The sequence below is a fragment of the Halomonas profundus genome, assembly GCF_020865425.1.
Lineage (GTDB): Bacteria > Pseudomonadota > Gammaproteobacteria > Pseudomonadales > Halomonadaceae > Vreelandella > Vreelandella titanicae.
In genome coordinates this window covers 1262609-1286117 of record NZ_CP086344.1, presented here as the reverse complement: position 1 = coordinate 1286117, position 23509 = coordinate 1262609, and the positions used below count along the sequence as shown (strand labels likewise).

At 53.4% G+C, this 23509-nt stretch carries 26 protein-coding genes and 1 pseudogene; 8 read left to right on the top strand and 19 right to left on the bottom strand.

Annotated elements, in window-relative coordinates; genetic code table 11:
• Window positions 1–71: 71 nt before the first annotated feature.
• On the bottom strand, window positions 72–290 hold the full coding sequence (locus tag LMS44_RS05830; protein ID WP_141224352.1) for a hypothetical protein: 219 nt from the start codon (window positions 288–290) through the stop codon (window positions 72–74).
• Here LMS44_RS05830 and LMS44_RS05825 point away from each other — a divergent pair.
• Window positions 290–1552 (top strand): AGE family epimerase/isomerase, encoded by a 1263-nt coding sequence (locus tag LMS44_RS05825; protein WP_498947094.1) that lies wholly within the window; start codon window positions 290–292, stop codon window positions 1550–1552. The two genes, LMS44_RS05830 and LMS44_RS05825, sit on opposite strands and share 1 nt — an antisense overlap.
• Window positions 1553–1644: 92 nt before the next feature.
• Here the strand turns inward: LMS44_RS05825 and LMS44_RS05820 are convergent, their stop codons facing one another.
• Entirely contained in the window at window positions 1645–2676 is a 1032-nt protein-coding gene (locus tag LMS44_RS05820; RefSeq protein WP_161463328.1) for an aldo/keto reductase, read from the bottom strand.
• Window positions 2677–2681: 5 nt separating this feature from the next.
• Window positions 2682–3896 (bottom strand): MFS transporter, encoded by a 1215-nt coding sequence (locus LMS44_RS05815; RefSeq protein WP_340146784.1) that lies wholly within the window; start codon window positions 3894–3896, stop codon window positions 2682–2684.
• A gap of 109 nt (window positions 3897–4005) precedes the next feature.
• Here LMS44_RS05815 and LMS44_RS05810 point away from each other — a divergent pair, with 109 nt between their 5' ends.
• Window positions 4006–4929 carry a LysR family transcriptional regulator gene (locus tag LMS44_RS05810; RefSeq protein WP_498947092.1) on the top strand — a complete coding sequence of 308 codons (924 nt, stop codon included), beginning with the start codon at window positions 4006–4008 and terminating at the stop codon, window positions 4927–4929.
• Between the two features lie 489 nt (window positions 4930–5418).
• Here LMS44_RS05810 and LMS44_RS05805 read toward each other — a convergent pair whose 3' ends face one another.
• From LMS44_RS05805 to LMS44_RS05785, 5 genes are all read right to left on the bottom strand, one after another.
• The gene (locus LMS44_RS05805; RefSeq protein ID WP_498947090.1) at window positions 5419–6102 is read right to left on the bottom strand and encodes a DUF899 domain-containing protein; all 684 of its coding nucleotides are present in this window, start codon (window positions 6100–6102) and stop codon (window positions 5419–5421) included.
• A gap of 136 nt (window positions 6103–6238) precedes the next feature.
• Window positions 6239–7009, bottom strand: coding sequence for an aminoglycoside adenylyltransferase family protein (locus tag LMS44_RS05800; protein WP_498947088.1), 771 nt, complete (start codon window positions 7007–7009; stop codon window positions 6239–6241).
• Window positions 7010–7546: 537 nt separating this feature from the next.
• Entirely contained in the window at window positions 7547–7933 is a 387-nt protein-coding gene (locus tag LMS44_RS05795) for a DUF6559 family protein (protein WP_498947086.1), read from the bottom strand.
• 273 nt (window positions 7934–8206) lie between these two features.
• Window positions 8207–8800, bottom strand: a complete 594-nt coding sequence (locus tag LMS44_RS05790) for a hypothetical protein (RefSeq protein ID WP_498947084.1) — start codon at window positions 8798–8800, stop codon at window positions 8207–8209.
• A gap of 161 nt (window positions 8801–8961) precedes the next feature.
• Window positions 8962–9300, bottom strand: coding sequence for a low molecular weight protein tyrosine phosphatase family protein (locus LMS44_RS05785; RefSeq protein WP_039859338.1), 339 nt, complete (start codon window positions 9298–9300; stop codon window positions 8962–8964).
• Between the two features lie 208 nt (window positions 9301–9508).
• Between LMS44_RS05785 and LMS44_RS05780 the strand changes: the two genes are divergently transcribed.
• On the top strand, window positions 9509–11320 hold the full coding sequence (locus LMS44_RS05780) for a DUF4153 domain-containing protein (RefSeq protein ID WP_498947082.1): 1812 nt from the start codon (window positions 9509–9511) through the stop codon (window positions 11318–11320).
• A gap of 343 nt (window positions 11321–11663) precedes the next feature.
• Here LMS44_RS05780 and LMS44_RS05775 read toward each other — a convergent pair whose 3' ends face one another.
• Entirely contained in the window at window positions 11664–11951 is a 288-nt protein-coding gene (locus LMS44_RS05775; RefSeq protein WP_498947080.1) for a hypothetical protein, read from the bottom strand.
• Between the two features lie 17 nt (window positions 11952–11968).
• Entirely contained in the window at window positions 11969–12508 is a 540-nt protein-coding gene (locus tag LMS44_RS05770) for a GNAT family N-acetyltransferase (RefSeq protein ID WP_498947078.1), read from the bottom strand.
• 275 nt (window positions 12509–12783) lie between these two features.
• Here LMS44_RS05770 and LMS44_RS05765 point away from each other — a divergent pair, with 275 nt between their 5' ends.
• Genes LMS44_RS05765 through LMS44_RS05755 form a run of 3 tightly spaced genes read left to right on the top strand, consistent with a single transcriptional unit; the run spans window position 12784 to window position 14283 of the window.
• Window positions 12784–13605, top strand: coding sequence for an aldo/keto reductase (locus LMS44_RS05765; RefSeq protein WP_498947076.1), 822 nt, complete (start codon window positions 12784–12786; stop codon window positions 13603–13605).
• A gap of 37 nt (window positions 13606–13642) precedes the next feature.
• Complete coding sequence (locus LMS44_RS05760) at window positions 13643–14056, top strand: hypothetical protein (RefSeq protein WP_498947074.1); 414 nt, start codon at window positions 13643–13645, stop codon at window positions 14054–14056.
• Entirely contained in the window at window positions 14053–14283 is a 231-nt protein-coding gene (locus LMS44_RS05755) for a hypothetical protein (protein ID WP_498947072.1), read from the top strand. Before LMS44_RS05760 ends, LMS44_RS05755 begins: the two co-directional genes overlap by 4 nt.
• A 107-nt stretch (window positions 14284–14390) precedes the next feature.
• Here the strand turns inward: LMS44_RS05755 and LMS44_RS05750 are convergent, their stop codons facing one another.
• Window positions 14391–15287: a DMT family transporter gene (locus tag LMS44_RS05750; protein WP_009287227.1), complete on the bottom strand. Its 897-nt coding sequence runs from the start codon at window positions 15285–15287 to the stop codon at window positions 14391–14393.
• Between the two features lie 168 nt (window positions 15288–15455).
• Here LMS44_RS05750 and LMS44_RS05745 point away from each other — a divergent pair, with 168 nt between their 5' ends.
• A complete protein-coding gene (locus LMS44_RS05745; RefSeq protein ID WP_022520598.1) occupies window positions 15456–16337 on the top strand; it encodes a helix-turn-helix domain-containing protein in 882 nt (293 codons plus the stop codon).
• Between the two features lie 430 nt (window positions 16338–16767).
• On the opposite strand, the gene LMS44_RS05740 is transcribed toward LMS44_RS05745, so the two are convergent.
• From LMS44_RS05740 to LMS44_RS05725, 4 genes are all read right to left on the bottom strand, one after another.
• The gene (locus tag LMS44_RS05740) at window positions 16768–17250 is read right to left on the bottom strand and encodes a GNAT family N-acetyltransferase (RefSeq protein ID WP_022520599.1); all 483 of its coding nucleotides are present in this window, start codon (window positions 17248–17250) and stop codon (window positions 16768–16770) included.
• Between the two features lie 76 nt (window positions 17251–17326).
• Entirely contained in the window at window positions 17327–17797 is a 471-nt protein-coding gene (locus LMS44_RS05735; RefSeq protein ID WP_022520600.1) for a GNAT family N-acetyltransferase, read from the bottom strand.
• Window positions 17798–17905: 108 nt separating this feature from the next.
• Complete coding sequence (yddG, locus tag LMS44_RS05730; protein WP_498947070.1) at window positions 17906–18790, bottom strand: DMT family transporter; 885 nt, start codon at window positions 18788–18790, stop codon at window positions 17906–17908.
• 90 nt (window positions 18791–18880) lie between these two features.
• Window positions 18881–19612 carry an AraC family transcriptional regulator gene (locus LMS44_RS05725; protein WP_498947068.1) on the bottom strand — a complete coding sequence of 244 codons (732 nt, stop codon included), beginning with the start codon at window positions 19610–19612 and terminating at the stop codon, window positions 18881–18883.
• Between LMS44_RS05725 and LMS44_RS05720 the strand changes: the two genes are divergently transcribed.
• The gene (locus tag LMS44_RS05720) at window positions 19611–19787 is read left to right on the top strand and encodes a hypothetical protein (protein WP_498947066.1); all 177 of its coding nucleotides are present in this window, start codon (window positions 19611–19613) and stop codon (window positions 19785–19787) included. The two genes, LMS44_RS05725 and LMS44_RS05720, sit on opposite strands and share 2 nt — an antisense overlap.
• Window positions 19788–19823: 36 nt before the next feature.
• Here LMS44_RS05720 and LMS44_RS05715 read toward each other — a convergent pair whose 3' ends face one another.
• From LMS44_RS05715 to LMS44_RS05700, 4 genes and pseudogenes are all read right to left on the bottom strand, one after another.
• Window positions 19824–20357 carry an AAA family ATPase gene (locus LMS44_RS05715; RefSeq protein ID WP_498947064.1) on the bottom strand — a complete coding sequence of 178 codons (534 nt, stop codon included), beginning with the start codon at window positions 20355–20357 and terminating at the stop codon, window positions 19824–19826.
• Window positions 20358–20439: 82 nt separating this feature from the next.
• On the bottom strand, window positions 20440–20664 hold the full coding sequence (locus tag LMS44_RS05710) for a hypothetical protein (RefSeq protein WP_263366086.1): 225 nt from the start codon (window positions 20662–20664) through the stop codon (window positions 20440–20442).
• A gap of 53 nt (window positions 20665–20717) precedes the next feature.
• Window positions 20718–20974, bottom strand: a pseudogene (locus tag LMS44_RS05705) (type II toxin-antitoxin system Phd/YefM family antitoxin).
• Window positions 20975–21770: 796 nt separating this feature from the next.
• On the bottom strand, window positions 21771–23408 hold the full coding sequence (locus LMS44_RS05700; RefSeq protein ID WP_190373751.1) for an alkaline phosphatase D family protein: 1638 nt from the start codon (window positions 23406–23408) through the stop codon (window positions 21771–21773).
• Window positions 23409–23509 lie beyond the last annotated feature (101 nt).

The window sequence follows — 23509 nt, the reverse complement described above, 5'->3', positions numbered from 1 at the left end:
TTCGATCCGCACACCTGAGCGACGCAACGCGCATAGCCTTCAAGAGATCATCGACCTTGTGATGATATAGATCAAGGTCTACGTTGGATGCAGGCGCAGCCTGTTGCCGTGCCTTCACGCATCACACGGAGGTGAATATTGTTAGCAAGCTCAGGATCCACGCCCAGTCGCAGACACTGCCCGGTAGCAAGGCCGCCTTCGTCAGCGGCCAAACGATCCACCCCAACGGTGGCACCATCGTCAATGGCTGAGGCGAGCGCCCTCTTGATCACATAAAGATATGGATGCAATGAACCACGGCACAAAGCCCCATGACACCGATCAAAAGCCCCAGCGCTGGCTCGATAGCGCCACCCACCACTTCTGGCTGACCCGCGAAGGGCTCGCGCTGTTTGAGTTCCACCGCCAGGCGCGTCTGGACTCCGGCGGCTTCGCACCGCTCGATGGTGACGGGCGCATACCCGACGACGCCGTGGCCGACACCATGCTTACCGCGCGCATGGCACATAGTTGTGCCTTAGCAGCGCTACAGGGCGTGCCGGGCGCTGCCGCGCTGGCCGAGCATGCTATTCGCGCGTTGGAAGGTAAGCTGCACGACGAGCAACACGGCGGCTGGTTTGGCGCCGACCCCGCCACCAGCGACGACCGCACTAAGCAGTGCTATATCCATCACTTCGTCGCCCTCGGCGCTGCCACTGGGACCCACGCCGATATTCCCGGCGCGGCTGCTCTGCTCGAAGAGGCCATTGAGGTGATCGACACCCGCTTCTGGTCGATGGATGAGCAAGCTTTCGTCGAGAGTTTCAGTCAGGACTGGAGCGAACTGAGCGACTACCGCGGCGGTAACAGCAACATGCACGGCGTAGAGCTGTGCTTGGCGCTAGCCGATGTGCGCGACGAACCGCTGTGGCTTGATCGGGCGCTGGCCATCGTCGAACGACTGATTCACCGCCACACGACTCCCCGGGAATACCGCATCCTCGAGCATTTTCACGGCGACTGGTCGGAGTGGCCGGAACACAACGCCGACCGTCCTGACGACGGCTTCTCCCCCTATGGCGCTACGCCGGGGCACGGCTTTGAGTGGTCGCGTTTGATGCTGCACCTGGAAGCATCGCTGCAATCCCGCGGCCGAACGGTTCCTGCCTGGCTGTTCACCGACGCTGCGGCGCTATTTGACGCCAGCCTGCGCGACGGCTGGAATACCGACGGCGCCCCGGGGCTGGTATATACCGTCGATTGGGAGGGTAACCCGCACTCCCTGCGGCGACGCCACTGGACCCACGCCAAGGCGGCGGGCGCGGCGGCCGCGTTCCTACAGCGCACCGGCGAGGCCCACTACGAGCACTGGTATCGGCAACTCTGGGATGCGATCGACACCCTCTTTATCGATCGTAAACGGGGCGGCTGGTACCAGGAGCTCAGCGGTGAGTTGCAGATCGACCCCGCCGAAGGCGACGTCAAACCCGATCTCTACCATGCCTACCAGCCCACGTTGCTGCCACGGTTGCCCTTAGCCCCCAACCTAGCGTTAACCGTCCACCGGTTGTAACTGGTTGTAATAAATAGTGCAACGTTCACCCGAGGTGGTCCCCCCTCAGTCGCCGTGCCTGTCGTGGGCCCGGCTTTTTCAGTTTATTTCAGTCATACCAGTGGTGGATTACGCTCAGCGAACTGGCCGTTCCAATAGGGATAATAGGGGTAAGGTGGAGTTACCGCGCTCGCCACGTCTAATCGTGCAACCTGAGACTCATCAAGGCGCCAGCCAACCGCACCAAGATTCTGCCGTAACTGGGTTTCGTCCCGGGCACCTATCAAAACCGATGACACCGTCGGACGGCGCAGCAACCAGTTAATCGCTACCTGGGGCACGCTCTTGCCGACTTCGTCAGCGATCTCGAATAGCACGTCCAGTACCCGGTACAGTCTTTCATTCGGCACAGGTGGCGCGAATCCTTCGGTCTCGTGAAGACGGCTCCCGACGGGCAGTGGTTGGCCGCGACGAATCTTACCGGTCAGGCGGCCCCAGCCCAGCGGGCTCCACACCAGAGCACCCAGGCCTTGATCCTGCCCCAATGGCATCAGCTCCCACTCGTAATCTCTGCCCACCAGGGAGTAATACGTCTGGTTCGCCACGAAGCGCGCATAGCCATAACGCTCAGCAACGCTTTGGGACTTCATCAACTGCCAGCCAGAGAAATTGGACGCCCCCAGGTAGCGAACCTTGCCAGCCCGCACCAGATCATCCAGTGCGGACATCACCTCCTCCACCGGGGTCATGGCATCGAAGTGATGCAGTTGCAGCACATCGATATAATCGGTTCCCAGCCTTTTTAGTGCGCGCTCGGTGGCGCGGATCAAGTGGTGTCGAGAGCTGCCCACGTCATTGGCGTCATCCCCGCTGCGTAGTGACAGTTTCGTGGACACGATCACCCGGTCACGACGGCCTTTGATCGCCGCACCAAGGATCGCTTCCGATGCACCATCGGAATAAACATCTGCGGAGTCGAACAGATTGACCCCAGCGTCCAAACATATATCGATCAGCCGCTTCGCTTGCTCAACATCGGTATTGCCCCAGGCACTGAACAGCGGCCCCTTGCCACCGAAGGTGCCGGCCCCGAAACCCAATGCAGGCACCTTGAAACCAGACCGCCCTAGATAACGATATTCCATCACACTCACTCCTGTTCGCAGGAAATTGCCGGGGCGGGCCGAAGGGACTCGCCATGCTCACGTTTGATGGCCCAAACGGCCACCGCCAGTCCGGTAAGAGCAACCAGTGCGGCGGCGCCAGGCACGGCGGTAAAGCTGCCGCTGCGCTCAATCACCACACCGCCCAAGCCCGCACCAATGGCATTGCCCAGATTGAACGCACCGATATTGAAGCTGGACGCCAGGCTGGCCGCGCCTTCCGCCCGGTTAAGTACCCACAGTTGCAAGGGCGCCACCGTAGCGAAACCGGCCATGCCCAGCAGGCCGACGAAGACCACCGTTGTCCACTGATAGCCGAGCGCAAAAGGAAACAGACCCAGCACCGCCGCCAGCACTGCCAATGTGATAATCAGGGCCGGTGCCAGCCCCCGATCCGCGAGACGCCCGCCGAGCAGGTTACCGACGATCATGCCAACGCCGAATACCAGCAGAATCAGCGACACCGCATCCTGGGAGAAACCGGCGATGCCGGTCAGCATCGGCTGGATGTAGGTAAACACGGTGAACACCCCGGCGATGCCAAGCGCTGTCATCAGCAACCCCAGCAACACCGTGGGTCGACCGATCGACGCCAGACTCTTTTGCCAACCCAATACCTCTCCGTCACCGCTGTCGCGAGGCACCATGAGGGCGATCACCAGGGTCGCCAGTACGCCCACACCGGTGATTGCCCAGAAGGTGGTGCGCCAGCCATATTCGTGCCCCAGCCAAGCGCCAGCGGGCACGCCCAGCAGCGTCGCCACGGTCAAGCCGGTGAACATCGTGGCGATGGCACTGGCCCGTTTGTCCGGCGCCACCAGGCCAGTGGCGACCACCGAACCGACGCCGAAAAAAGTGCCGTGTGCTAGGGAGGTCACCACCCGGGCAACCATCAGCATCGAGTAGTTCGGAGCCAGCGCGCAGGCCAGGTTGCCGAGGGTAAAAATAACCATCAACGCCACCAGCACCTTCTTGCGAGGCCAGCGGGCACTGGCAATGGTGAGCAACGGCGCGCCCACGAACACACCCAGGGCATATCCGGAGATCAGCAGGCCCGCTTGGCGGATGCTCACATCCAGATCGGCGGCCACTTGCTCCAGCACCCCCATGATCACGAACTCGGTGGTGCCGATGCCGAAGGCACCAATGGTCAAAGCGTAGAGCGCCCAGGGGATCGGGCGCGAAGAGGTTGAAGTCATCATCAAAACGTCCATCAGGGAATGATGAGGCGAATGCTAGACCTGCATCACCCTCCTTGATACCTTTAGGATCTTTAATGACTTTCAATATTTTATTGATAATGAGACCATCATGGATCGTCTAAGCGACATCGCTCTCTTTCTTCGCGTGGTGGATCTGGGTACGATCAGCGCCGCCGCCCGCAGCCTTGACCTCTCGGTGGCCGTGGCCAGTCAACGTCTGCAGCGGTTGGAAAAGGGCCTCAATGTACGACTACTGCACCGCACAACCCGACGCCTTCACCCCACCCCCGAGGGGTTGGCGCTGGCGGAACAGGGCCGCGATCTAGTGGAGGGGCTGGAAGCACTCACCCAGGATCTACGCAGCGGCGCCGACAACGTCACCGGCACCCTGCGCGTCACCCTACCCCACTCCTTCGGGCGTCAGTACATTTCGCCGCTGTTGCCCGAGTTCCTTAACCGCTACCCCCGCTTGAACCTGGATGTCAGCCTGACGGATCAAGTGGTCGACCTGGTCGGCGAGGGCTATGACATGGGTATTCGCATCGGCATTCTGGAAGACTCCAGCCTGGTGGCCCGGCGCTTGGCCGACGACGAGCGGGTACTGTGCGCCTCTCCCGACTACCTGAAACGCCACGGCACCCCACAACACCCCGGCGACCTGGCCGATCACCAATGCCTGGTACTTTCCAGCAGTCGGCGTCGGCAGGACATCTGGCATCTCACCGACAAACAAGGGCAAAGCGAGGCGGTACAGGTAGGCGGCCGCATACGCAGCAATCAGGGTGAAATGCTCACCGAGGCGGTACTCGGCGGCCTGGGCATCGCACAGCACTCGGTGTGGCACATCCACGAATACCTGCACAGCGGTCAATTGAGCGTGGTATTGCCGGATTACCGGTTAACGGAAACCAGCATCTACGCGGTGATGCCCCAGCGCCAGTTGGTGCCACCTCGGGTGCGGGCGTTTGTGGCGTTTCTGGGAGAGCGGCTCGCTGAACATCCTGTCTGGGCGTTGCGGCGGGAAGATCAGTAAGTGTCAATAATCCGAAGAAGCCATTTCCGCGTCTCCGTTTCCTCCCTCAGTGCGATGGCTGCTAAAAATAACCACATGGTATGGAGGCTCGGGGGGCGTTAGCATTTTTTGTCATAGCTCTCTTTAGACATTTTTAACTGTCGAAAAGGCTTCAGTGAGACACGCCACAATTCGATCAGCGCACACTCCTAAGGAATCAAGATCGGGGTCATAGATGGTGACCTCCGTGCCAACGCATTTGGGTGATGAGAGGGGTTGCGTTAGGAGAGTGGTGATCACTATAAGCTATGGCCCTCCAGCAAACACTTGGCCCCCAAGCTACGGGTATTTATTGATTTTATGGTTGAAGAGCTTTTTAAGGCTTTTTTTTCGGTTCCTTATAAGATTGCAAACCGAGGTGATCAGACTGAAGCAGAACGGCCTTTGAAACGCATGCACGATCTGCAAAAAACGCCTCGCTTCAATGGTTGATTAGCTCACATATGAGTTTCAGCCGTCATACTCGTCGTGGCGGCGGTTCCACACATACGGCTTCGTCTGTGGCCAACCTTCCGGTGAGTCCTCCCAGGTTTCCTGGCGACCAAACGGCGTCAAATCCAGGTATGTCCAGTGGCTACCTAAATATTCGACGCCACGGGCACCGGTAAAGTAGGTACGATAAATGTCGTTTCCATCGCGAAGGAAGACACTCGCGCCATGCCTTTCGCCCTCTTCTGTCGTTGCGCCGACATCTTCGTTGAAGTCGCTTCCGTAAGAGGAGTACCAGGGAATCGTCCAGCCCATGCGCGTCTTATATTGATTGATTTTCTCTAGCGGAGCGCGTGACACCATGACCAGCGAGGTGTCACGTGCATGGAGGTGCGCCGGGTGCGTCATGGCATCGGCCACCCACGAGCACCCATCACACCCCGCCTTCCAATCGGGGGCAAACATGAAATGGTAAACAATCAGTTGACGTCGCCCAGCGAACAAGTCAAGGAAGGACACGCTGCCCTCATCGCCCTGGAAGACATAAGGCTTTTCCATTTTCACCATGGGCAGCTTGCGCCGTGCAGCGCTCAAGGCATCACGTGCCCGGGTGTGTTCTTTTTCTTTAATGAGCAATCGGTTGAGTGCCATCTCCCACTCTTCAGGTGAGACAACTTGCGGTAAAGGGTGTTTAGTTGTTGGCATATTTGGCCCTTCTTCTTTAAAGCCCGTTTGTTCTCGCTCCGCAGAAAGATCTAATTCATGGGTTGATACCAATAGCCGACTCAGTGCTTGAGTAGCACCATAGTCACCTCCCTTTCGGTAAGGGTCAGCGCTTCTATCAATGCGGGGTGGCAAGGCACGTTTCGATGGATTGCCGCATGGAAAAAATTAGCGCCTGGAACTCCCCCTGCTTCCCCTGCCATTGGTCGACGACCTTTCCGAGGTAGCCTTGCTTAGCGTAGTCCAATAAAGCCGCATCTTCCTTTGCCAGCTGTTCCTTTGCCCACTCTGCTGCCACATCTTTTGAAGCAATATCACCCGTTGCTACGGTCAGCCACATGCGAGACAAGGTTAAGAGCACATTGCGTTCATCACCTGCTGTCTCTGCCAGCAACGTAGGCAAGGAATCACGAATCGCTCTTTGGACATCAGCCATTGGCACTGGCTCAAACACCTCAGCGGCGTTGATCCCATATAGCGGCAGGCTGTTATCGATCACCTTTTTCAGCACAATCGCCAGATCAGGATCACAGGCTGGTTTCGGGATGTGCCCTGCCTCGAACTCATCCCGCAACCACTCACCGTATATAAGTTCCGCCCGCGGCGGGAACCGCCAGGGCACAACATCAGAGATCGTGATGACCGTCAGCTCTACTGGCCTGGTAGCTTGTGCATTGCCAATCGTGCCAGAGACCTCCATCAGCTGCGCAACCAGAGCCTCCCTCTGCTTACAGGTTGGTGAGTCGCTCACTGCCACCAGAACATCAACATCGCTGTTACGCTGTAAGCCATCGGCAACGGCAGAACCAAAAAGATAAATACCCACGATCGACTCGCCAAGCACGTCTTCCGCGATGGATTGCGCTTGTTGTGCTTCATATGGAATCACGGGTCACACCACTTTTGCTGGAATGTAGTTTCCTACACTGACGAAATGCGGCGATGGTAAAAATCGAACCAGATAGAGAGTGTTTTTGAGTTTTTAGGTGGCCCAATATCTTCATCAAACATAAGCTTATGACCTTGGGTGTTACTACCCCAAACTCATGCAGGCCCCACGGTCACGGTTTATCAGTGATTCTCTAAAAGATATTAACTCCTCGACGCTGATAGTCGTGAACAATCTCGGCGAAACCTTCACAATCTACATAGCCAAAGTAGGAATGTTCTCACGCATCACGAGCAGATAATTCATCAGGACAGTGGCCTAATGAAAAACAAGCTGGACAAGTTCATCGGCCACGGGACTGAGCTTATAGGCGGCTTTGTGGTGACCAGCACTGGCTGCTTGATGCGGCAGCACACACGACTTTTCAAACAGCTTTAGCTTTTAAGATGGCTATCGGCTTGCTGGAACAATGCATTGGCAGCTTTAACATATTGGCTAAAACAGATGCAAGTAGCCTCGCCATGGGCTATTACTGGCTCACTGACCGCCGCCATCTCCTCCGCCGCCAGAGCAATCGATGCTAGACGCGTCACCTCCAAAACTCGCTGACGCTGCTATTACGCTTGAACAGTTGAACTCAGTACTACCCGAAAAGTAGGCACCGCCGACCTCTTCACGCAGCTTTTCATAGCTGAAATTTTCATGTAGCTCGCTCTGATAAACGACAAATTCTGGATGATTGGTATACATCGCCAGCGCGTAGTGCTGATGCTGGCTATTTAGCCCCGCACGCTCAATACTCCGCCTTACCTGCAGCTGTGTGTAATATTCCTGGCGGCCATAATCGTTGACCAAAACGTTAGGTAATTTCTCTATGTAGATTTTAATAGCACGCTTCTTCTTAAAGTTATCGAGTAGCCCCACCCTTAACCTCCGTTTTTTAATAAATACCAGGAAACCTCTGGTTAACTATTACGCTTGGCCATACTCTATTAAGGATCGGCTCGTGCACGAGTCCAATCAAAGTACTCATTTACAACCCGAAAATTCGCACGCGAATCCGATTCTTTTTAATAGGCTGTGGCCTTACCTGGCCTGCGCACGCCGACTTTTCAGAAAAAGCCTAGGCATTAGTCTGACTCTATAGGCAACAGATTTTAAACGTCCCCTGTGCGCTCGTTAAGACGCTCTGTTTACTCATGGCCCAAGCAAACCCTGTGACACCGCAAAGAGTGCGAAGAGAGGAATCGCCACGACCGTTGCGGCCGCATCAAATGTAATGGCAACAGGCGTTGCGATAACACGCCCGGCTGTATCGATGGGGCCCCTGGGCATGCTCATACTGACTTGATACTCCTTTTCGAGCTTTTCAAGCGGCAAACTTCCTTCAATGGTATATCGCTCGCCTCTAATCTCCCGTATCAAGTGGAAGCTATCGGTGACGGGGTTTTTCGTAAAGCCCAATGCGGTTAATTGACTGACAAGTTCGGCTGAAGGGTTCTGTTCATGCAGTGTGAGCTTAATGCTGCCGGTCACCACATTGGAGCTAGAGAGCGAGAAGCCGCTAAATTCGGGAAGAAACTCAACTTCTCGGCTAAGCACCAGCGCCTGGCCAAGTTGCTGCTGAGAGGGAAACAAAAAAGCTTCACACCGCGTAGTGACCACTAAGTCGTTCGTTTCTTTATTAACGTAGAAGCCGTTAACGGCCATCAATCTCTCTGGCTTGGGCTCCCACAGTTTTGTGGTGCATCCCGCTAAAAAAATACATAGAACGATCACTACTCGATACATGCTTCCCTCCTGGTTATGGTCTATGGCAGTAAAAGTAAACTTTACCTGACCAGAGCTTTAAAAAACCAGGTTTTTTATAAGTATAATTTCATATAAACCTGAAATGAACGGAGAGCGACTCGTCAGCGCTATTATCAATCCTACGGCGCACCAGCTCCTCGCTATGTTTCGACTGCCGACAACCGCACATATTCAGGAACCCTTTCCTTGAGCAAGGTGATGAGTTCAGGCTGCATTAACTCGTAGTGATCGGGAATATCCAGGCAAACTAACCTTTTCCCCTTGAGTAAATCCCCGTACGTCTTGGCGACTTCATCCCGATGGCTCTTTTCCATCACCAGGACGATGTCAGCCCACTCAATTAAGCGCCAAGAAACCGGCGTTTTAGCACTCGAACTTGTTCCAGCTCCGATTGCTTGAACACCGGGGTAAGCTGAAAAGATACGTTCAGCCGTCGGACTGCGGAGTCTATTTGCGCTGCATATAAACAGAAGATTCAAAGCTCCTCCCTGGCCCGGCTTTACGACGTGCCTAAAGCACAGCATAATTAATTAGCAGTATTTCGTTCCGTCTATTTTTGCACTTTGCAACCTTTGTAACTTTCTCACGTTATTATAGTTGCTTAGGGCCAGCTAGTTACTTAGGGCTCGTTAGCTGCTTAGAAGAATTACGGCCCCCACGCCGCCACTCAACCGTAGAAGAGCTGTCATGGACGATAATCGCCTAAATACCCTGGACCGGGCCACCAGCCTGGGCTTGATTTTTCTCGCCTTTGTACAGGGTTGTGCGCTCTATGTGCTGCATTTGGCTATCGACCATGAGCACTGGCTGGTCGCCGACCAGCGCTGGCTTAAGGCGCTCTACACCGTCGCGGTCGCCTTGCCAGCTTTCTATCTGATCAGCATCGTGCGACTGCGTGATCGCATCAACTTCCTGCCGCTGCTGCTGGCTCCCCTACTGTTTTGGCTGGGCTGGCACCTTGGCTGGGTTGAGCAGGTGCCCGAGCCGCAGCAGTGGGGAGGCCACCCGTTTACCTTTGCCTTTTGCATGGCCGTAGGAGTTGCCTTGTTTATTCTTGCGCTGTTCTTTCGTAGCAGCGCCGCCAGTGGTACTTGGCCAAAAACCTATCAGCCCATGCTGGATTATTCATGGGAACACGCCCTGACAATCGCCCAGCTAGGCCTGTTCATTGGCGTTTTTTGGAGCTTGCTATCTTTGTGGGCAGCGCTCTTTTCAGCCATTGGCTTAGACTTTTTCAAAACATTGTTCCAAACACCCGCTTTTTTCTATCCAGTCACCTGGCTGGTGATTGGCATGGGGCTGGTGATGATCCGCAATCGCTTTCGCTTTATCGCGAGCGTAAGACTGATGTGCGAAGCGCTTATCAAGGCGCTACTGCCGCTGGTTGCTTTAATATTATTGATGTTCTTTGTGGTGCTGCCCTGGACCGGACTGCAGCCGATATGGGATACCGGCAGAGCCGCGCAAATACTTATGGCGCTGATGTTGACCCTGCTGCTGTTCTTCAACGCCGTTTTCTATCAAACCGATAACAAGCTGCCCTATCCTATATGGTTACGCAGCGCCGTTATGCTCGCCGTCGTATTGCTGCCGATAGGTAGCCTGCTGGCCGCCTGGGCGCTCTGGCTACGAATCGACCAATATGGACTCAGCTTGGATAGGCTCTGGGCGGCACTGCTGCAAGTGCTAACCGCGGCCTTTACCTTCAGCTATAGTTTGATTCTGCTGTGGCGACGGCAAGCAGCAGTACCCAATCTACAGCGCGCCAATGTTGGCTTGGCCCTGCTGGTGGCCGGGGCGCTGATCGTGGTTAATACGCCGCTGGCGGATATGCGCCACTGGGTGGCCCAGCATCAGGTCAAGCGGTTGATAGACGGACGCACCACCGTGGATGCTTTCGACTACCGCTATCTACGCTTTCACCTCGGCCAGCCGGGCAGTTTGGCATTACAAGCACTCGCTGACAGCGAGTTTGCCCAATCGCGACCTGAGCTGACACGGCGTATTGAGCTCTCGCTAAAACAAACCAATCGCTGGAACCAGGATCCACTCGTGGATACCCACAACCTGGATGATGTCGCCCAGCAGTTTAGCGTGAACCCTGAAGACGCCACGCTACCCGAGCCACTGCTCGCCTTGTTAATTGAGCAGGGCTCAGCTTGCCTAAGCCAGGTTGAACCCTGCCAAGCGTTGCAGGTAAGCAATGGATCAGGGTTCCAATGGCTTATCTACGCGCACTACAGCTCGCATGGACAGGTCTATACCGAGCACAATACAGGCTGGCAGCATGTAGGCACGCTGACTGAGTTAGGCGCAGCGCAGGATGAAAATGCTGACGACTGTCGACATACCAAACCGTCAACCGATTTACAGCCCATACCAGGGTCGTTAAACGCCTATCAGAGTGGTATCTGCCTATATAGCTTGCAGCCCAGCCTCGAAAGCGTCAGGCAACAAATACAAGCCCGCGCAGAGGCAAGCGATGTTTGGATTGATTAAGGTGGCTGCTCCCCGCATTGACTACGGTTTACGCGGGGGCTAAAGCCTTACCTCCACGGCTGGATCAGTGCCGGGTTCTAACTGCTCACCGACCCAGAGCCGATGCAATCGGGTTTTGAGAATATCGCCAGGTCCAGAGATGAATTTAGGTTGTCCGAAGTGAGTCATTACTTCGTGCTGGCGCTCTAGTGCACGACGATCCTGCGAGACAACTGGGGCCAGGAACAACCGAATGGCCGCTTGTTTAAGCCAACTTGGCACTGATCCCAACAGCAGGATATAGTCACCCTGTTTGGCGACACCCGTCGTGAAGTTAGCAGGGTGCGGGGGCGATTTACATTTGTTAAATTCCAGTTGCGCCGACCGTGGCGAGGCCCAGGGAAAGAGCCGACACTGCTAACAACCTAGCCCACCACAGAGTGAACTGCCTGCGAAACAGGTTTAGAACAAACAGCATACTTCCTACTATCCCAACTAAAACACCTACTCCAACGACTATCGCCCCTGGCTCGCCACCGAGGAAGTAGGCGCGCATGATTTCTGGAAACAAACTCCAGGCAAAAGGGAGGAGCAAAGCAACTGCAATACTTGCTAAACCAGTAACTAATGCCGCGACTTCGAGCCTAAACATAGAACTCCAATATGTATTTAACGCCGCTTATCTTTGGTGATTAAACCGCCGAGAAGCTGGGTGACGAACCGCACTTCCTCAAGCTGCACGCCGCCAAGCTCGAAGTTCTTTGGGGCTGCCCCGTCATGGGCAAACCCGACTGAGCGGTAGAACTTAATTGCCCGTTCATTCTGAGGGAAGACCCACAAGGTGCACGACTTGAAACCTTGCTCAAGCATAAGCTCTTTCGCCCGAAGCCAGAGCACTCGCCCCACTCCCGTTGACCAAGCCGTTGGAGATACATAGATAGCCCAAACTTCAGCTTCACTCTTGTGCGAACCGATATCTCGGCATTGTCCAAAGCTCAGCCAGCCTTGAACAACACCAGCTTTCTTGGCAACAAGTAACTCGGGATCACCTGCGGCTATGCATTCATCCCACATCGCTGCACGGCGCTCTATCGATAGCGAGTCTAGATAATCAGCTGGAACAATAGACCTATATGCGGCGCGCCAAGCTTCGATATGAATCTCAGCAACAGTGCGCGCATCTTCAGGATTGACGTGTACTACGTCCATAACGTTAATCTTTTAAGATCCGGGGATGATAAGACTCAGTTTTAACTACCTCCAAATGTACGCCTCTAAAAACGGACGTTAAGACGAGCGTGTAGTATAACGCGAGTCTCACATTAGCGAAGGTTCGCAGTTTCAGATCAATAGGCTGCCTGATAGCGTAGAGCGAACAGGTTTGCGCAAGGTGCTGACTTTGTTACATGAACTGCGATGGCGGCGGGCAGTCAAAACCCTATCAGAGCAGTATCACAGCAGGAGATACAGTAGGAGATAGCGATATGCAGACGATTGAGCTAGGTGGAGTAAGCGTACCCCGTATAGGCCAGGGCACCTGGCATATGGGCGAGAATGCCGGACAACGGCAGGCTGAGGTCAGGGCGCTGCGTGAAGGTCTGGATCTGGGCATGATGCTGATCGATACCGCAGAGATGTATGCCGAGGGCGGTGCTGAAGAAGTCGTTGGCCAAGCGATCCGTGGCCGGCGCGATGAAGTGTATCTGGTCAGCAAGGTCTACCCGCACAACGCCAGCACCAAGGGCGTTCAGGGTGCCTGCGAGCGCAGCCTGCGCCGATTGGGCACCGACACTATCGATCTATACCTGCTGCACTGGCGCGGCCAGTACCCGCTGAGCGAAACAGTGGAAGCCTTCGAACGGCTGCGCGAACAGGGCAAGATCCTGCGCTGGGGTGTGTCGAACTTCGACATTGACGACTTAGCAGAGCTCAACGAGCCAGCTTGCGCCACCAATCAGGTGCTCTACAATCCCGAAGCACGCGGCATTGAATACGACCTGCTGCCTTGGCAAGCACAACAAAACATGCCGCTCATGGCCTATTGCCCGATCGGGCAAGGCGGCGCGCTACTGCATGATGCCGCCCTGCAACGCATCGCCGGCAAACACAGCGCCACCACCGCGCAAGTCGCCCTCGCCTGGGCACTGCGCCACCCAGGCGTGATCGCTATTCCTAAAGCCGTAAATCTGGAACACCTCAAACAGAACTTTGATGCCGATAAAGTCAGACTCGACGACGATGATCTGGCACAGATCGATGCCGCCTTTCCTCCGCCAGCGCGCAAGCAGTCATTGCAGATGGTGTGAGGAAGAGCCATTAACGGCCCAGCACTGGAGCGATGTCATGTCACTGCCCGCCCCACAACCAAACGCCTGGATTCGCTTTCTCGCCCACCTGCTGTTTATTCTGGCGGCGTGGACGCTGTTCATTAAATACCTGTTTCCCATTGGGTACGCGCTGGCATACGGCGAGCCCTGGGCAAGCTATATCTATTGGGATCTTTGGCCACTGGCGCACGTTTGGCTAGGTTGGGCGCTTCTCGAACGGCCTAGCTATACGCGTGCATTGGCGGTGGGCATGTCCGTCATTGAAATCCTCATCATCTGTACCCTGTTCGTCCGTTTTCTCGCCGACCCTGAGTGGTCGATCTGGCGTACCAACTGGTTTGTGAATAAGGTATTTGTGCTGACATGCTTTGTGCTGGTGTTGGCTGCCACGGTGCCGGTTCAAAAAAACCTGAAGGAGCGACCGCTATGAAGCATCACATCAAGCATCGCATCACGCGCAGACAAAGCCTTACGCTCATCGGCGCCACGCTCACCGCCATGACTCTCCCAACCGTATCACTTCTTGCCAACACGGGCGGGATGCAACAGAAGACCTTTGCGAGCACGGACAAAACGCTGCCGTTATCGGCATGGGCACTTGGCGAACATTCAACGTTGGCAGTGATCCGAAGCTGCTCAATGTGCGTACCGAAGTAGTTAAGGCATTCTTCGAGCATGACGGCGGACTGATCGACTCTTCGCCCATGTATGTCTCGGCGCCTCCAACCACCGCAACTGAAATGCAGTGCCCTCTTTATTAGTCACTAAACAGGCTGCCGCCACCGCCAAACCAAACGATGGGCATTAAACATCAGCAGGTTGCCACTCACAATCATTGCTAACCCTATAAGTGCATCCGCATGCCACTGGTAACCCTCGAACACCGTTGACAGCGCCAGCGCAACCAAAGGAAACAATACCGTCGCATAAGCCGCCTTACCGGCACCAATACGGCCGACCAGCATAAAGTAGGCACCAAAGCCTCCCACCGATCCTATTACCGCCAAATAAACCAGGGCACCTAGATATCTCGGTTCCGCTGGCAGGCTGAAACTGGCTCCCTGAGCCCAGGCAATCAGCCCCATTAACATCCCCCCATACAGCATAGCAAAGGCGTTGGTGGTGTTGATTTTCAAGCCGCATCGCTGGTGCCTGACCGACACCATGTTACCCAGCGAAAACCCGTAGGTACCCAGCAACGTCAAACCAATGGCGCCCAGCAGTTCCCACGTAGCCTCAACTGTGACCAGATCCTGCCAGAAAATCAGCGCCATGCCCGGCAGACCAAGGGCCAAAGCCAGGTAAAATACCCGCGGAACCGGTGTGCGAAAGAACAGGTAGCCATTGGCCGCATTAAACAGTATCGACATAGAAAACAGGATGGCAATTAGGCCGCTGGGCAGATAACCCGCAGCGGTATAGAAGCAGTAGAAATTCAAACCAAAGACACAGCCCCCCTGCAACAGGCAGAAAAGATGATCCCTGGTATGCAGAGCCTGGCGTCGGCGCAACAATGTAAGCCCGGCCAACAGCACCAGCGCGGCGATGAGAAAACGATAGAATACCGAGACCGGCACCGCCACCTCGCCCACTTGCCAAGCGATAGCCAGCCAGGTCGAGCCCCAGATAAGAACTGTTGAGATATACAGAAGGCTATTCATGGCTTGCCATTCCCAGAGTGGTTAGTGTCAGCCATAGTATCGGCTCACCCCGGCTGGCTAGCTTGCCTGCGTTTGCGCCAGTTTGTCTATTCTTGCGGTTGAATGGTTCGCTGAATTGAGTTTCGTGCTGAGCCTGAGTACTGTTAACGCAGTTCCCAGGAGCCGCCCATGTTCACCGACACTTTGAGCCACTATCCCAGGATGAAACAGACGCAGGCGCGTCTAGTAAGTAGCACCCAGCTAAAAAATGGCATGGCGCTGGCCCGTTGGAGTAACCAAGAAGACCGTATTGAGAAAATTCACTCAAACCACCACACTCTGAGCGTTTATCTGAACGGCGCGGAGAACTCCCTACGCAGGCAGGGATCACAAACCATTGCCAGCGAGACCAGCAATAGCGTGTGTTTAATGCCCGCCAATCTGATCACAAGTTGGGACGTGCATGGGCCTATCTCACTACTGCATTTCTATTTCAGCGACACTCACCTGAGTCAGTTGATCGAACAGGTATGGGATAAAGATGGCCGAAGCGTGCAACTGGACGAAATCGACTTCGCCCAGGATGCCCTGCTCACTCAGCTGTTTTGCACCACCCTTGGCCAGAGCAACTGGCAAGACCCGCTGGATCAATTAGCGCTGGATTCCGCCACCCAAACGGCATTGATACACACCCTACGCCACTATAGCCAGCGCCGACTGCCAACTCTGCGCCCAACCGGTGGACTACCTGCGTGGCAATTAAAACGAGTGGTGGAGTTCATTGAGCATCACCTGAACCAACCCCTTACGCTGGCATGCATGGCGGGTATCACTGGCTTAAGTGACTACCACTTCGCCCGCATGTTCAAACAAGCCACTGGTTACCCACCACATCGCTATGTGCTGCACCGTCGTCTTATCCGGGCGCAATACTTGTTGGCGGAAACATCGCTAAATATGACTGAGATCGCACTACGCTGCGGTTTTGGCTCCAGCAGTCATTTCAGCAACCGCTTTCGCGCAGAGACAGGTGTCAGTCCTACTGAGTATCGGACGCAACAACGTAGCTAGGATTCTTACGAAGACTGCCTGCTACCCGCCCCGCTTTAGGACTTTGTCGCCGTCGCGTTTTTCTTTCAGCGCTATGCAGCGCTCAACTGGGCCGGGGGCTATATTGGAGACGCTTTCATTGCCCAGGCCATGCTGCTGGTATTGATGGCGTTAACGGGATGGGGAATTGATAACGCGCCACGCGCAACAAACTCACCAGTTGCTATAGGTATAGCCATCAGCCTCTTCGGCCTGATCATAATGCCGCTGATGGCGCCGCTAAGCGGCGGCACCTGGCGGAAGTGTTCGGCATTCATGCCGCCCCCACAGCAGTTACCACGCTGGGCCTAGTCCTTATCATATTCCAGGGTTTCGCCCTATGGAGTGGCGACGAAGAAGCCAAGGAAAGGGCGGCCACCAGACGCGAACTGCTGCGACTTGTTATATCTTGTTAACTAACTGCAAAGTCTTCAAGCGCTTTTCCTGTCAAACGGTAGCCTATCCATTCATTTTGCGGTTTTGCGCCTATTGACTCATAGAACTGGATCGCAGGTTCATTCCAGTCAAGTACGTTCCACTCGAAACGGCCGCATTTTTTCGATATTGCAATGTTAGCAAGATACTTCAAAAGTGCTTTGCCAGCCCCGACGCCACGATATTTTTGAGTAACGTACAAATCTTCAAGATATAGCCCATGCTTACCGAGCCATGTTGAGAAATTGAAGAAATAGACCGCTAAGCCAATAGGTTCGTTATTGAAATAACAGATAACGGCCTTAGTCGTCGTATTATCGCCAAACAAAGCGTTTTCTATATCCGCGACTGTCGCTAGCACTTCATGCTCTGCTTTTTCATAAATCGCAAGTTCTATGACAAATTTATGGATTAAAGCCGAGTCTTCAATGGTAGCTTGCCGGATTTCCACTTCTGACATTACCTACCTCCGTATCTTGTAATAATGTTTGTGTTCCGCTTGCTGCGTCACCAATTCGCACGCAACCGCTCTCGCGCTACTCTACGCTGGCGTTATATAAGATCACCTCATCTCCAGCCCCATAGCCGCTAATCACGGCCGCGCGGGAGACTCCCAGCGTGGATTGATACAGCTTCTCTGCGAAGTTGCCTTCCGAAGTGGTCACCATCACCGCCCCCACATCGCAGCCCTGGCGACGCACGTGGGCCTTGAACGGCGCTAGCGACTCCACAATGAGCTGCTTACCCAGCCCCCTACCTGCTGCTTCCGGGTGAATGCCGATTTGCTCCAGCTCGATGATGCTTTTTTCCCGAAAGCCGTTCTTAACGCACCAAAGGATATAGCCACGCACCAGACCGTCCACCTCCACCACGTAGTAAACGCCCCGTGGATAGGTGTTAAACGACGACTCAATCCACAGCGCGTGATTTTTCTCACGGGGGAAACACGCTTGGTACACCTCGGCGATGGCGGCAATATCGTTTTTTTCTGCTGCTCTTACGGTCATTCTAAAGTCCTTTTTTCTTTGAGAGCCCGTTGCTATCGGCTCATACCCGCCCTTTCTGGGGCTTACATCATGACTTTTTCGAATCCAAAAAACTCTAGCTTATGTACCTTACTGCCTACCCGCACCCCGATGCTTCGCGCGACCTGCGATCACAGAACCAATGACGATGAGCACGCTGGCACTCAATACGGCCACCGTGGCCTCGCCGTATCCTGCCAGGATCAGTAACACCACCGAAATGAGTGGCGCGCTGTAGGCTAGGGTGCCAAGTAGCTGGATGTTCCCGTGTTTGACGCCATAGTCCCAGGTAAAAAATGCGATTCCAACCGGCCCGAGTCCCAGCCCAACCACGCCTACCCATTGCATCAAGCCATCCGGCCACACCGTCTCTTCCCACAGCATATGGCACCCTAAAGCCAGCAGTGCCGTCACACCGCAGAACCAACCGACGGCATCGGTTGGCACTGAACGTACCAATCTGCTGAGCACGGAGTAAGAAGACCAAATCAATGCACACGCCAGCGCTACCAGATAACCGGGCAGGTTCTCCCAAGCAAATCCGCCTGCATTTCGGCTGATCAACAACCAACAACCCACCAGCGCCACCAAGGCGCCAACGATAGACTGAGCTCGCATCCTCTCGTCCGGTAATAGGGCAGACAGCAGAACGATCAGTAGCGGCCAGAGGTAAGCCAACAGGCTGACTTCCACCGCCGGTGCTAGCGTCATCGCCTTGAAGTATGCAAAGTGATAACCGAATAACCCGACGATACCGATACACCAGGCAAACGGCGACTGGCGTATATACCGAACGCCCGTATGGCCAGCCAAGACCCAACGTCCACCCATCAACAGAAACGCAATGCCGAAAGTCATGGCCATCAGCTGGAACTCTGGAATATCTCCGCCGGATAGCTTGGTCAGCAAAGCCAAAGTACCCCAAAGCAGAACGGAAATGGATCCGATCCAGGTAGCGGCATTCACGGTTGCCATATCACTCTCCCCCCCGAGATTCTCATGCGTTAGCAGTGACGGGAGAGCGTATCCATGGCATCGATGGGGATCTTTTGAATCCTGGCGGAATTATGTCGAGAAACGGCGGAAGTGGCTAGGCGGTTTGCCAAAGTGACGTCTGAAGCGGTCGCTGAAGGCCGATAACGACGAGTAGCCTACCGCATCAGCCACCCGCTGAACGCTGAGGCCTGACTGTTCCAGAAGTCGCCACGCCTCTTTCATCCGCACTTCTGTGAGGTATTGATGAGGCGTCATGCCCACCTGATGGCGAAAAAGATCGTTCAACTGCCGAATACTCAGATGGGCCACGTTAGCAACCTCTGCCATGGAAATCGGTTGGTGGAAGTGATCATCCAGAAACTGTTGCGCTGCGTGAACCCTGCGATCCAGTTTCAATTGACCTCCATGGCGCTCCTGCAGCAGCTGTATCAGTAACAGCAGCATGTGATGCTGGGTAACGTTCGATCCAGCCCCGCTCATGGCCTGAGCATGTAGGAACTGGACGTAATGGCGCAATGCCGAATCAAGCTCCACGAAACAAGGCAGCTTATCTAGCGCAGGAGCCAGCCCCTCAGGCAAATCGGCCACCAAAAACCGATTATCTTCTGTTGCAGCAAACCCATGGCCGCTTCCTGAAGGGATGATGGCCGCACGGTGCTGTGCCACCTCCCCCGCCATGGAATCTACTGACAGAAACAGCGTGCCGACCAGGGGCAATACCAGTTGATGATGGTCGTGGGAGTGACTTTTCACTTCATCATCATAGGTACGTATGTGCAGGCCAATATCTGGATATTTCATGACCTTACTCAGTAATCGTGGGCATATTCACTTCCTTGACCTGATTCCCCCAGCCTTAGGCTGTGAGCCTTTAGGCAACGTTCGCTTGGTGGATGGAAATGGCATCCAGCGAGAGGATTCTCTTGGCTCGGCGCATATCGATAGTGATGATGCTGTAGTTCAGCAGTCTTGGTAAAGCGTGGGGAAGAAAACCGTCAACAACAATGACAATTTAAAGGCTATTTACATGCTGTAAAACGAACTTCACGCGCTCATCAATAGTGTCACGCGGCACTTCCAGCGTTTTGTAACCCCATTGCGAATACCAGCTTTTCATCCCCTCGAATACCTTGAGGGACTCCTCGAACGTTTGATCACGCTCTGAATCTGTACCGTAAATGTCTTCCCATGGCGGCAGAAGAAAAACAACGGGATTATAGGGGAACAGTTGAACATAGTTGGCGATGCCCGCCCGTGACAACGCGCTCTCCGCATCAAGCATGTACAGCGCATCCAGCACCCCACGATCAAAGAACGTGGCCTGCTCGCCAACAGCGACACTTCGGTACTTTTCAATATCGGATTTCAGAATATCCTGAGCGAAAGAGACCGGGTCTGGCCGAGGTGATAGCTCCGCCGCCAACCGTTCCTTGATGATGCTTCGGGCAGACTCCGGTATGACGCGATAGCCCCGTTTCTCTATGGCATCAAGGAGCGTGGTTTTGCCACCACCGGGGCCGCCGGTGAGTACGAATCGATGGTTCATATTATTTCTAATGCTAAAGCGCAGAGGTGACTTTGACGTATCGAAGCAAAGGAACCCGAGTGACGCGACTGGTTAACTGTTCTCAAGCATGTGAGCACGAAACTGCCGCTCCTCTCGCATGACATAGAGGATGATAGCCCGCTGTCATCCTCACGATAAAAACACGACACGGTGGAACCACTAACTCCCTGTATACCGAATCAAGAAGCTCTAGAGGAATCCGCCTGGATTGGGGAAAATCTTCCAAACACTCGGTCTTATCAAAAACTTCTTGGATCAGATAACTTGCGGCAGCAGAATTATCCAGGGCAATGTACTCAGCAAGCGCATCCAGTTCCTGAAGGGCGGGCTCCGTTCAGATTACTTCAGCCATTTACTCTTTTTTCCCTGGCCTCACTCTGGCTGTACGCTCTTCCCTCAAGCACAGCACGCTCTCCGTGTGAGAGCCCTTTAAGCAATTCAAGCCGACGCTGCATAAACTCAGAATCCTGCACATCGACAAGATATGCCGATGGCTTACCATGCTCCGTGATCAGTATCGGCTATTTGGACAGATGCAGGTCAGCCAGAATCTTTGTGGCTTGGCGCTTGAGATTTGTAACAAGCTCAACTTTCATGGGTTCACCCTGAGTCAGGCTCTAATAATGCCACTATAGTATCACTTCTCAGAAGTCGCAGTCCCAGCTAACGCCGCCCAGCATGCGCGACTACGGAATGGAGGCGAAGCCGCAATGCAGTAACCGTAGCTGTGACTGGCATGGTTAGATTCTGTCCTTGTAACTCGGTAAACTTTCAAGATAGCCCCGAAGTCCGATATTGCCCTTGAGAACCTGATTCCGTTTTAGAATAGAGTCTACGTCTGCGAGATCAATAGGATCTTGCTTTCCGTCAGGCCAATTTGCGAAATCATGAATAATGATTGCAGAAGCAGGTTCAATCCCCAGTTGCCTATTGGGTTTCGGCTCGTCTCGGTAATAATTTGGCAATAGCGGGGTCGGCGTTTTTAAACATTCATAGAACCGATGCCGCCAATATTCCTCTTGATCTTCACAAGCGAGCTTATGCTCCTCGCACACAATTAACTGTTTTAGCCGCCTGTACTGTTCAATATGCCGAGCCGACGTTAACCAGTTAAGTCGATTCGATTTCGGCGGCTGAATCTCCTGACCGTTACAGGACAGTGCTTCGTATGCACGTGATAGCGTGAGAGTCGCCTGCTCTAAAAACTGTTGGCTCCCTATGGGTTCGCCAAGAAAAGAAAATGGCTGCTGCTGCCGCTAGGGCTGAACAACCTGCAAATAAGGTAGTAAGTGTAGGCACCCAGTCGATTCCTGTCATACATATTCCAAAAAATCTAATGGTAATGGTAATCGGCGCCGGAGAGCAGCGAAGAATAACCTACGCTTTCACACCCTATACTAAATTAATATATTTTTGATGTAGATCATCTCCTTCGGAACCACAGCGGTACAGGTGAGCGCCGATAGTTAATTCTCCATCCCAGGTATCTGCATTGATAAGTGCGAAATTATTTTTCCCTGCCACAGTATAGAGTTGTTCGAACTCTCCATCATAACCGCTGATCTTAGCTGAGCGCTGCATAGCTATAGTAGCTAGCGAGGGCGCGGGGGAACGTGATATAGCACTGGAGGTTACATTAAATAAATTGGCTTTTGAGTACTTACTAGAGTGCGTAATTCGATATGCACTCGCACAGTGGACATCGCCACTCAGTATGATGATGGGTATTTGATGCTTATCAGAGATTTTCAGTAGCAGGTCTAGAAATTTCTTTCGCTCATCATGGTTCGTTTCGTGTCCCCACTCGTCCATGAAGTCGTCTTTCACGCTACCTACATCAAAGATATTTGCTACCTTCTCATTCCAGTGCACAACAGGTACGGGAGAGATGATGAATACCGCTTTCTTGCTCGCGATTTTTCGTGATGTCATCCATGCTTTAAAACGCTCAAACTGTGCCTTTCCAAGCAACTTATAGGTATCCCGTTCGCAGTCATGGTGTCCTCGCAGATCTAGCGCGTAGAAAGCGAAATCTCCATGCTCGAAGCCATAGTCCCACTGTGTTTCATCCAGGTTTTCCAGGTTCAGCTTGGTTGAGGGGTTATGGGAATGCTGGTATTCCCAGTACACCTGGGAGGCAGCTCGAAACATCAGCATAACTAGCTGATAGTCTTTCTCCGGCTCGTCATCCCGTAACATTCGAGCCAGTTTCTCTTCACGTTCGTTCTGAGTCAGTGAGCCCCAACCATCCATAATCTCATGATCATCCCAAATCATGTATTGAGGAAAACGTCGATAGACCGCTCTTAAATTTTCAAAATTCCAATATACTCTATAATATGTTCGATATAACTTTACGAAATATTCTACTAACCCTTTTTCATCAAGCTTATCACTCGCATCCGAGTATTTATCAATTAATGCTTTTTTATTATCTTTCAACCATCCCCAAACATCTTGAATGTGAGTCTCCTTATTAGTATCACAATAAACTTGGTCTCCACCTCCAACAACAAAATGAGCCTTACGGTCAATTAATACATCATAAAAACTTTCCCAAGCCCCTTCGCTTGAGGGCTTAAAGCTATAGGGATCATGGCATGAATAAAATCCAAACCTCAAACTACTCATCTGTTCAGGAAGAGTACGAAAGCAGTATTTATGATCGCCTCCAAGTTCAACCCTTCTTTCACAAGTCTCATCCCCTATCAAATAATAGTAATATTTCTTATCCGGCAACAAATCATCAAAATTAAAACATGCGAGCAGGCCCTCATCTTCACGAAAAACTTTATTCTTTAGCCCCACCACATACGAGTGTTCTTTATCTATAGCCTCAGGAGATTTACCTGACAAGCTGTATACATCTTCTTTTAACTTCTCCTCACTGACAAGCATCCACCACTTTCCAGCTTTATAAGCTCGCGCCCACAATTTCACTTCTGCGCAAGAGGTATGGCCAACGATAGCCATTGAATTTATTTTTGGCTTTACTGACTCATAGTTATCTGGATCAAGAAGTATAGACATAGCATCACCCTTGTATCTCAATGTTCCCTATTTTTATTTTTAAATTAGCAATCATTGAAATTCCATTTCGATTACCATCCCCAATTCCAACTGAGATTCAA

Bases quoted from the DNA above. Each gene is read 5' to 3' on its own strand.
- LMS44_RS05825 (WP_498947094.1), top strand. From the start codon at position 290: ATGAACCACGGCACAAAGCCCCATGACACCGATCAAAAGCCCCAGCGC.
- LMS44_RS05820 (WP_161463328.1), bottom strand. From the start codon at position 2,676: ATGGAATATCGTTATCTAGGGCGGTCTGGTTTCAAGGTGCCTGCATTG.
- LMS44_RS05815 (WP_340146784.1), bottom strand. From the start codon at position 3,896: ATGATGACTTCAACCTCTTCGCGCCCGATCCCCTGGGCGCTCTACGCT.
- LMS44_RS05810 (WP_498947092.1), top strand. From the start codon at position 4,006: ATGGATCGTCTAAGCGACATCGCTCTCTTTCTTCGCGTGGTGGATCTG.
- LMS44_RS05805 (WP_498947090.1), bottom strand. From the start codon at position 6,102: ATGCCAACAACTAAACACCCTTTACCGCAAGTTGTCTCACCTGAAGAG.
- LMS44_RS05790 (WP_498947084.1), bottom strand. From the start codon at position 8,800: ATGTATCGAGTAGTGATCGTTCTATGTATTTTTTTAGCGGGATGCACC.
- LMS44_RS05780 (WP_498947082.1), top strand. From the start codon at position 9,509: ATGGACGATAATCGCCTAAATACCCTGGACCGGGCCACCAGCCTGGGC.
- LMS44_RS05775 (WP_498947080.1), bottom strand. From the start codon at position 11,951: ATGTTTAGGCTCGAAGTCGCGGCATTAGTTACTGGTTTAGCAAGTATT.
- LMS44_RS05770 (WP_498947078.1), bottom strand. From the start codon at position 12,508: ATGGACGTAGTACACGTCAATCCTGAAGATGCGCGCACTGTTGCTGAG.
- LMS44_RS05765 (WP_498947076.1), top strand. From the start codon at position 12,784: ATGCAGACGATTGAGCTAGGTGGAGTAAGCGTACCCCGTATAGGCCAG.
- LMS44_RS05760 (WP_498947074.1), top strand. From the start codon at position 13,643: ATGTCACTGCCCGCCCCACAACCAAACGCCTGGATTCGCTTTCTCGCC.
- LMS44_RS05755 (WP_498947072.1), top strand. From the start codon at position 14,053: ATGAAGCATCACATCAAGCATCGCATCACGCGCAGACAAAGCCTTACG.
- LMS44_RS05750 (WP_009287227.1), bottom strand. From the start codon at position 15,287: ATGAATAGCCTTCTGTATATCTCAACAGTTCTTATCTGGGGCTCGACC.
- LMS44_RS05745 (WP_022520598.1), top strand. From the start codon at position 15,456: ATGTTCACCGACACTTTGAGCCACTATCCCAGGATGAAACAGACGCAG.
- LMS44_RS05740 (WP_022520599.1), bottom strand. From the start codon at position 17,250: ATGTCAGAAGTGGAAATCCGGCAAGCTACCATTGAAGACTCGGCTTTA.
- LMS44_RS05735 (WP_022520600.1), bottom strand. From the start codon at position 17,797: ATGACCGTAAGAGCAGCAGAAAAAAACGATATTGCCGCCATCGCCGAG.
- yddG (WP_498947070.1), bottom strand. From the start codon at position 18,790: ATGGCAACCGTGAATGCCGCTACCTGGATCGGATCCATTTCCGTTCTG.
- LMS44_RS05720 (WP_498947066.1), top strand. From the start codon at position 19,611: ATGACCTTACTCAGTAATCGTGGGCATATTCACTTCCTTGACCTGATT.
- LMS44_RS05725 (WP_498947068.1), bottom strand. From the start codon at position 19,612: ATGAAATATCCAGATATTGGCCTGCACATACGTACCTATGATGATGAA.
- LMS44_RS05715 (WP_498947064.1), bottom strand. From the start codon at position 20,357: ATGAACCATCGATTCGTACTCACCGGCGGCCCCGGTGGTGGCAAAACC.
- LMS44_RS05700 (WP_190373751.1), bottom strand. From the start codon at position 23,408: ATGTCTATACTTCTTGATCCAGATAACTATGAGTCAGTAAAGCCAAAA.